The organism is Candidatus Cryosericum odellii, from assembly GCF_003570935.1.
In the GTDB taxonomy this organism is placed as follows: domain Bacteria; phylum Caldisericota; class Caldisericia; order Cryosericales; family Cryosericaceae; genus Cryosericum; species Cryosericum odellii.
The window spans coordinates 1-8,265 of record NZ_QXIU01000212.1 but is presented as its reverse complement, the minus strand read 5'-3'; the positions used below and the strand labels follow the sequence as shown (position 1 = coordinate 8,265).

The window sequence follows — 8,265 nt, the reverse complement described above, 5'->3', positions numbered from 1 at the left end:
GTGCACCGCCTGGGCCTGAATGTCCCCGTCATCGCCATTCACACCGTGGATTATCCTTCGCCCGCGCGCCGTCCCGCTTACTCGGTCCTGGCCGACCGCAAGTTCGAGCTTGAACAGCTCAACAGTATGCGCCCCTGGGAGGACGCCCTCGACGACTGCCTGCTTCGGTACCGGGAAGAGCTGTTCCGTGGTTGAGGCTGCCATCCGCAGTCGTTTGGACGGCCAACAGCTGTCCATAGCAGTCAGTCGCGGTTACCAGGGAGATGCCTCATGAGAGTGTCGTTCGTCTTGCCGTTTCCCGCAGGGTGGCCTATGGGCGGCTACATCATGGTGTATGCCTATGCGGACTTCCTGGCATCGCGGGGGCATGACGTAACCGTCGTGCATCCGCTTTCCCTGGATGGAATGGACTACGACCAACCGTATGCTGTCCGCCGGGATGCTCAGATGAGGAGACGTGACTGGATGGCGCCGTGGTTCGCTTTCAAAGCCAACCCCACGAGGGTCATGATCCCAAGGGTCGATGCGCGGCATATGCCTGACGCAGACGCAGTCGTAGCTACAGCATGGCAGACGGCTGGTGCAGTGAATTTGTTGGCTCAGGAGAAGGGAGTGAAGTTCTATTTCGTCCAGGGCCTTGAGACCTGGGCAGGGCCATCCGAGCGAGTTCTGCAAACATACCGGCTCGGGCTCACGAACATCGTCGTATCCCGCTGGCTAGAGGAAGAGCTGACGCACCTGGGTGCCCCTGTTGCAGCCGTTGTGCCCAATGGCATCGACATCGACTTCTTCTCCCAGTCTTCACCTGGTCTCGTGCGAAATCCACAAAGGGTGGCATGGGTTTACACTGGTGGACCATTCAAGGGTGGTACGTGTGCTATCGAAGCCTTGAGCAAGGCGCGGTTGCTTCATCCGGAATTGGATGCAGTTGTCTGGGGCACGGGGGCACGGCCCAGTTGTCTCCCAGATTGGATCCAGTATCACGAAAATCCGCTGCGGACTGCAATCAGAGATATGCTGCATTCAAGCGGGATCTTTCTGAGTTCCAGCCGGTCAGAGGGGTTTGGCTTGCCCGGGCTGGAGGCTATGGCTGCCGGCTGTGCCGTCGTGACGACGGACAGCGGCGGTGTTCGTGACTACGCGCATCATCGCCAAACTGCGTTGGTCGTTCCCCCAGATGACCCAGATGCACTATCCTCCGCTCTTGTTCAAATGCTCTCAGACAGAACGCTGCGTGATGAGCTGGCACAACATGGACTAGTCGAGGCAGCCAGGTTCAACCTTGCTGATACAGCAGAGCTGTTCGAACAGGCACTCCTGACTGGGGTGGCCCACAAGGATCATGCCGCATGAGTGAAACAGTTCTTGTCACCGGCGGCTGTGGCTTCATCGGCTCCTGCTTTGTCCTCCAGCAGATGCAGCAGCATCCCGATATCCGCCTCATCAACCTTGACGCGCTGACGTATGCCGGCAACCCCGACAATGTCAAAGAGGTCACAGGCGACCCGCACTATACCTTCGTGCAGGCCGACGTCGCCGACCGTCCCGCCGTGGAGGCCGTGTTCCGGGAGTATCATCCCACGAAGGTTGTTCACTTTGCTGCCGAGTCCCACGTGGACCGCAGCATCGACGGCCCCGACGTCTTCGTGCGCACCAACGTCCTGGGCACCCAGGTTATGCTGGACGTGGCCCGGAAGCAGTGGCAGCAGGACGCCTGCATGGACACTGCCCGCTTCCTCTACATCAGCACCGACGAGGTATATGGTGACCTCCCCATCGAGAGCACCGAGAAGTTCACCGAACACTCTCCCATCAAACCCAGCAGTCCCTACAGCGTTGCCAAGGCAGCGGGCGACCTGATGGCCCAGGCCTACCACCGCACGTATGGCATGCCCACCCTGATCACCCGCAGCTCCAACAACTACGGTCCCCGCCAGTATCCCGAGAAGCTCATCCCGCTCACGATCAAGAAAGCCCTGGCAGGGGAACCCATCCCCGTCTACGGCGACGGCCTCAACGTTCGCGACTGGCTGTACGTCGAAGACAACTGCCGTGCCATCGACGCCGTCCTGCACAAGGGTGCCCCTGGTGCCATCTACAACGTCGGTGGGAACAACGAGTTGAGCAACATCGACCTCATCCACCTGCTTCTCCACCTCCTTGCCGAGCAGACCGGCAAACCCGAAGAGGACTACACCAAGCTCATCACCTTCGTCCCCGACCGTCCTGGACACGACCGGAGATACGCGCTGGATAGCACTGCTCTGTCTCACGCAACCGGCTGGAGTGCAATTCGTAGTATGTCTCCTCTCGTGAATACGCTCGACTGGTACGTTCTGTAAGTAAATTGAACCCCCCGATGAGGAATTTGTCGACTGAGGGAGGTTGTCAGGAGCGATGGACACCGAGATCAAGAGAGTTGCCGTGGTGATTGTCAACTGGAAGGGATGGAAAGACACGGTCGTCTGCCTGGAAAGCCTCGATGAACTCACCGTTCGTCCAACTGACGTAATTCTTGTGGATAATGGTTCCTCGGACGGGTCGGCTGAGCACCTTGCTGATTGGCTCCAGAAGCATGGGAAAAGTCTCGGGACGAGATATGTCTTGCTGAGACTGCCCACAAATTGCGGATTTGCTGCGGCCAACAATGCTGGAATCAGGTACCTGGAGGCCGGCGGACAGCATATCGACTATTACTGGTTCCTCAACAATGACACGCGCGTCGACAAGAACGCACTCGCAGGCCTGCTGGAAAGAAGTAGTCGTCCGGACAGGGTTGGCATCTACGGATCGGTCATCCTTGACGAGCGAGAACCGCATATTGTGCAGACGCTGGGGGGAGCTCACTATGAGGCCTTCACGGCGCAGGCTCGTCACATTGGCGGAGGAAGAGCATGCACCGACGTGTGGAATTCTGCGGATATCGAGCCACAATTATCATATATCTATGGTGCATCCATGTTCGTTTCTCATGAGTTTGTTGCGCAGATAGGCCTGATGTGTGAGGACTACTTTCTCTATGACGAAGAACTGGACTGGGCTCTCAGGGGCAAGGCAAAAGGCTTCACGCCTGGTTTTGCTGATTCGAGCATTGTCTACCACAAGGGTGGTGCCTCGTTTGCCCAGGCTCGTGCAACAGATGGTAGCAACTACGTCAGCGACTACTATCTGGTGAGAGGAGCAGTGGTCACTACGTGGCGATGGTATCCGTGGGCTCTTCCATCTGTGCTGTTCATGCGTTGGAGGGAGCTTTTTGTGCGGCTCTTTCACGGTCAACGGCTCAGCGCCAGAGCGACGGCACTTGCCCTGTTGATGCCTTGGCGCTTGCTACTGCCCGATGATCTCAGAGCTCTTGTCGAGAGGGGCAGAGCAGATGTCTAGAGTCTCGGTCCGGCAACAAGGAGTTGTGAAGATGCCAGGAACTCCGACTTATCCAAAGGAGTCGCATACACTCGCGCTGATCTATGAAGCCCTTGTTGCGAGTGAGGACATGGCGGCTCGCTGTCACACCGATCAGCTCACAGCAGGCTTCGCTGAGCCTCGGCTGCATCACTTGACCAAGGCGCTGAATCGATTGGCGGCCGTCGCTGGGGTTCATGTCGCTCGGACATCATACATGGATGCAGTCGAGTCATTCCGCTATGATCTGTTCAGCAAATGGACGAGCGTTGGCATGGTTCGGTCAGCTCTCCAGGACCCTGCAGCATTTGACCCAGCGTACGCAAGTCTCCAGGACGACGCCTCCCGGGCGTTGTTTGATTGGTTCGTGCATGTTCGTGTTGCCTATGCGACGATAGGCGAGCAGGCTCTCACGCTCTATCCAGCGCCTATTGGTCGTGAGGATTATGCCAAGGTTATCCTGTCGCTGGGAAAACGCACACCGGAGGGCTATCGTGTAGGTAGGTGGATCATCGATTCGGATCCTGTGGCTATCATCGACAGTATGCTGCGTGAACAATACTGCCTGCCTGGGATTGTAGAGCCCCAACATGGGGATGTCGTCTTGGACATTGGAGCCTATAAGGGGGAGACAGCTCTCTGGTTCGCCGATAGGGCGGGCCCTGAAGGATGTGTCCTTGCTTTGGAACCCGACTTGCAGACGGGCGTGGTACTCAGGCGGAACATAGAGCGAAACCTATCGGCTACGATGGCTCCAATACGTGTTCTACCGTATGCAGCTGGTGCCCACGAGGGGCCGGCCCGGTTCATTGTGACTGCGGATAGTTCCTCCACTCTTGGCATCGAGGGTGACATAACAGTGGCCATGACGACTGTCGATGCCATGATTGTGGAACAACACTTGAGCCGAGTCGACTTCATCAAGATGGATATCGAGGGAGGGGAGGTGGATGCCTTGAGAGGCGCCGAGGAAACCCTGAAGAAATTCACGCCCCGACTTGCCATCTCGGTCTACCATCGCCCTCATGACCTGCCGGACATCGTCAAGCTCATACTACGGGCTTGCCCCGACTATCGCCTGTATCTGTCGCACAAGTCGCCAGGGCTGGCGGAAACAGTGCTATTTGCGAAACGAGGCGATTCTTCTTGAACAGTCATGAAGTCAGAGACAAAGTGCGTGGTCGCACTGTGCCGATGCGCGTGCTGATGGTGACGAGCAACTGGATCTATGGGGGCCGGGAACGGGTTGTCAAGCTTCTCTGCGAAGGTTTCCGGGAATTGCTGGGCTGGGATGTGACTCTTGTGGTAGCGCGGCGCCGTGACGCTAGTGCGGCCGTTTCTCCAGAGCAGTTTCCAGAGCCACAAGGGACTCCGGTTCGGTGGCTGGAGACCGATCGACTGAGGGGAGTTGTGTTCCCGCTCGGGCGCATGATGCGCGAGCTGCGCCCCGATGTCGTGTTCTGGCATGCGGATGTCCAAGCGTTTCCTTACTATTGGCTGGCCTCTGTCTTAGCAGGGTGCACCAGTCGGGTCGTGGCTGTGTATCATGGTATCTTACCGATCCTTGGCACATCGGTGCGGTTCAGGGTGGGTGAGCGATTGAGGAGCACGATTGCTAGGATGGCTCCTGTGAGCGTTGCTGTATCGGAAGGTACCGCGTCAGCAGTACGAACGCGTTTTCGGCTCAGCCCAGATGCAGTACACGTTATCCAGAATCCCGTTGATGCACCGGATATTCGCGCCAGAGCAGCAGGATGTGAACCGGAGGAACTAGTAGCGAAGCATCCCGTAGTCCTAGTTGTAGCTCGTCTGTCCCCTCCGAAGGATTGGGAAACCCTCGTTGGAGCTTTCAGAACAGTAGCCACTGCAACGTGTGCAACCCTCTGCATTGTAGGGGAGGGGGAAGAGCGTGAGCACATCATCCAACTGGCCCGAGATGCCGGAATTACGGACCGCGTCATTTTGGCAGGGAATCGGCCAAACCCGTACGAGTACATGGCGCATGCCGACGCGTTTGTGTTATGCAGCCACTACGAGGGGTTTGGCATGGTACTACTGGAAGCGATGGCATGCGGAGTGCCGGTCGTGGCCACAGACTGCGAATCCGGCCCGCGTGAGGTGATCACTCACGGTCAGAATGGGTTGCTGGTGGCGCCGGAAGACCCTGCGGCACTGGCAGAGGGTATCTTGGCAGTCCTGACTGACGCAGATTTGGCGCAGCGGCTTCGACAAGGTGGTCTGAAGCGGGCAGGCGAGTTTAATTTGCATGATGCAGTCGAAGCCTATCGTCAGATAACAGAGCGCGTGTGCGGGTGGTCCCAGTGAGAGTGAACGCCTTCAGGATGCATGAATAGGAGAGAATTCGCGCCATCCGGCAGCCGTGCCAACCAACTATCCATCACGATGGTCACGGCAAACTGGATGTACAGCGGCTTGGAGCGCGTGGTCACCTGTCTGCTGAAGGAACTTCCAGTTGCATATCCGTGTACGGTGTCTCTCACCATCGCAGGCAGAACTATGCCTGACGGTCGGCACTCGGCTCAGCACTTTCCGTTGCCTGAGACCATTCCCATCGTGCACATCGAGCGAGCGCGACTCCACAATATCATTATTCCTCTGGCGCGCTGCCTTAAGACAGCTAGCCCCGACGTCATATTTTGTAATGTAGAGCCCGAGGCGCTGGTGTTCTACTGGCTGGCTGCAGTGCTGGCTGGAAAGAGGCGTGCGCTCGTCGCGGTGCATCACGAGCCGGTCAGAGAGGGAAGACGTACAGTGAAGGGACGCATCGCTGCGAGTCTTACGAGAATGGTTGTTCGAAACATCCCCCTGCATGTTGCCGTGTCTCATGGTGTGGCCGCAGCAGTGGCCAGAAGCTTGAACGTGCCTGAGTCGCACATCAGAACCATCTACAACCCGTTTGACCCCAGCGAAGTACAAGAGGCTACGGAGAAGCAGGAACCTTCAGAGCTAGTTGGAAACCACCCCGTCGTGCTGACTGTCGCCAGGCTCATGCCGCCGAAAGACTTTGAGACACTCATCAGAGCCTTTGACTATGTGACTCGTCGATTGCCTGCTTTCCTCTGTATCGTGGGCGAGGGGCCGGGGAAGTCAGGCATCGAAGCGCTCGTGCACGACCTGGATCTCGAAGGGAGAGTCTTGCTGAGTGGGTTCAGCACTGAGCCATATGCATACATGAAACATAGTCAGGTTTTCGTTCTATCGAGCTTCAGCGAAGGCTTCTCGATGGTCCTGCTTGAAGCGATGGCGTGCGGCCTTCCGGTAGTGGCGACGGATTGCGACTGGGGTCCTCGCGAAATTGTCACAAATGGAGTGGACGGACTCCTTGTACCGCCACAGGAACCGGAACTCATGGGACGGGCTATTCTTGCACTACTCGAAGATCGTGACATGGCTATACGACTGGCGAAGGCGGGTACGGTGCGTGCACATGGGTTTGCGGTTGATGATGCAGTGAAAGCCTACCATGATGCGGCGATGGAATGTGTCAGGTCAAAGAAGTGAGAAACAACGGGGCCGACGTGACTTCTTCTGACGTGTCAATTGTCCTTGCTACCCACAACGGCGTCCGCTGGCTGCCAGACCTTCTGACCAGCCTTGGTCGGCAGACCCTCGCGCCTGCGAGGTTGTCCATCCTGGACGACGCATCAACGGACGGCACTTGGGAGCTCGTCCGCGACGCTGCCATGCCCGCAGGGCAGACCGTGGTCGGCCGGCAGGAGTCCAACGTGGGTGCGGTCCGAACGTTTGAGCGCCTGCTATCGATGGTAGACACTGAGTACTTCGCACTGTGCGATCAGGACGACGTGTGGTTGCCGGACAAGCTCGAGAAGTCATTGTCGCTGCTTGAGTCGAGTGGCGCAGACCTGGTCTACACTGATCTGAGGGTGGTGCGCGAGGACCTCAGTGAACTTGCTCCATCCATGTGGCGCCTGAGCAACATTGTGTCGGTCGCGGGGCGAGCGCTGATCCCGCTCATCCTCAAGAACAGCATCACGGGCTGTACGGTCGTCGGCAGAACGTCAATGCTGAAGAAGGCGCTGCCCTTTCCTCCGGGCATCCCCATGCACGACTGGTGGCTGGGACTGGTGGCCGCTTGTGGCAACGGTGTCGCTCCCCTGCCTGAGGTGACTGTTCTGTACCGTCAGCATGGTGGCAGCGAGGTGGGCGCGGCACGCTTCGGATATCGCGGCCTGCGGTCGCGGCTTGACCGCGGAGGCACGATGCTCGGCACGTACCTGCGGGACCGCCTCGACGCTCGCTTGGCTCTCATCGACGGTTTGCAGGAGCGTGGGCTGATGAGCAGGCAATCCTTCCTTACATGGTTCTACCGAAGGACACCACTCGTGCGATTCCTGTTGAACCTGGTGTACCTGTTCTACACGGCCACGCACGCTCGTGTGCTCGGGTTTCGCAACCTCGTGGTCGACTGGTTCCTGACCTGTCTTCCGCTGGGTTCGTCCCGCAAGGGGGTTACTGCATGAGTATGCGCGTCGCTCTCGTGATCCTGACGCTGAATGCAGCAGCGTCGGCATCGAGCGTGGTCGAGGCAGTCCGGTCGCAGCGCTTGCAGCCTTACGTCTGGTTGGTGCTGGATTCGGGATCGTCCGACGGCACGGTTGAGGTCTTCAGGCAGGCGGGTGCCGATGTGGTGACGGTGGATAGAGCCCGGTTCGATCACGGAGCGACACGGCAGATGGCGATCGATCGGTTGGATGGTGTGAACATCGTCGTGTTCATGACTCAGGATGCCGTGCTTGCGGACCCCGACGCGCTGGGTACTCTGGTCACGTGCCTGGACGACCCGCTGATCGGCGCTGCATATGGCCGGCAGGTGCCACGGGAGGG

The 8,265-nt window shown here is 58.3% G+C and carries 9 protein-coding genes; all 9 read left to right on the top strand.

Features of this window, described 5'->3' with window-relative positions; translation table 11 throughout:
• Window positions 1-195, top strand: a 195-nt coding sequence (locus tag SMC5_RS08745) for a sugar nucleotide-binding protein (protein WP_165849053.1), incomplete at its 5' end; no start/stop codon positions are given.
• 75 nt (window positions 196-270) lie between these two features.
• Entirely contained in the window at window positions 271-1,353 is a 1,083-nt protein-coding gene (locus SMC5_RS08740; RefSeq protein WP_119089779.1) for a glycosyltransferase family 4 protein, read from the top strand.
• Window positions 1,350-2,342 carry a dTDP-glucose 4,6-dehydratase gene (gene rfbB / locus SMC5_RS08735; protein WP_119088249.1) on the top strand — a complete coding sequence of 331 codons (993 nt, stop codon included), beginning with the start codon at window positions 1,350-1,352 and terminating at the stop codon, window positions 2,340-2,342. The genes SMC5_RS08740 and rfbB overlap by 4 nt, the downstream gene beginning before the upstream one ends.
• A 55-nt stretch (window positions 2,343-2,397) precedes the next feature.
• Window positions 2,398-3,381 (top strand): glycosyltransferase family 2 protein, encoded by a 984-nt coding sequence (locus SMC5_RS08730; protein WP_119120399.1) that lies wholly within the window; start codon window positions 2,398-2,400, stop codon window positions 3,379-3,381.
• 31 nt (window positions 3,382-3,412) lie between these two features.
• Window positions 3,413-4,549: an FkbM family methyltransferase gene (locus SMC5_RS08725; protein WP_165846521.1), complete on the top strand. Its 1,137-nt coding sequence runs from the start codon at window positions 3,413-3,415 to the stop codon at window positions 4,547-4,549.
• Entirely contained in the window at window positions 4,546-5,724 is a 1,179-nt protein-coding gene (locus SMC5_RS08720) for a glycosyltransferase (RefSeq protein WP_119089780.1), read from the top strand. Before SMC5_RS08725 ends, SMC5_RS08720 begins: the two co-directional genes overlap by 4 nt.
• Before the next feature lie 21 nt (window positions 5,725-5,745).
• Entirely contained in the window at window positions 5,746-6,921 is a 1,176-nt protein-coding gene (locus tag SMC5_RS08715; protein ID WP_119120398.1) for a glycosyltransferase, read from the top strand.
• 17 nt (window positions 6,922-6,938) lie between these two features.
• Window positions 6,939-7,901, top strand: coding sequence for a glycosyltransferase family 2 protein (locus SMC5_RS08710; protein WP_207799178.1), 963 nt, complete (start codon window positions 6,939-6,941; stop codon window positions 7,899-7,901).
• Window positions 7,898-8,265, top strand: a 368-nt coding sequence (locus tag SMC5_RS08705) for a glycosyltransferase family 2 protein (protein WP_119120396.1), incomplete at its 3' end; no start/stop codon positions are given. The genes SMC5_RS08710 and SMC5_RS08705, both read left to right, overlap by 4 nt.

Coding starts and splice junctions, on each gene's coding strand:
- rfbB (WP_119088249.1), top strand. CDS start 1,350: ATGAGTGAAACAGTTCTTGTCACCGGCGGCTGTGGCTTCATCGGCTCC.
- SMC5_RS08715 (WP_119120398.1), top strand. CDS start 5,746: ATGAATAGGAGAGAATTCGCGCCATCCGGCAGCCGTGCCAACCAACTA.
- SMC5_RS08740 (WP_119089779.1), top strand. CDS start 271: ATGAGAGTGTCGTTCGTCTTGCCGTTTCCCGCAGGGTGGCCTATGGGC.
- SMC5_RS08730 (WP_119120399.1), top strand. CDS start 2,398: ATGGACACCGAGATCAAGAGAGTTGCCGTGGTGATTGTCAACTGGAAG.
- SMC5_RS08725 (WP_165846521.1), top strand. CDS start 3,413: ATGCCAGGAACTCCGACTTATCCAAAGGAGTCGCATACACTCGCGCTG.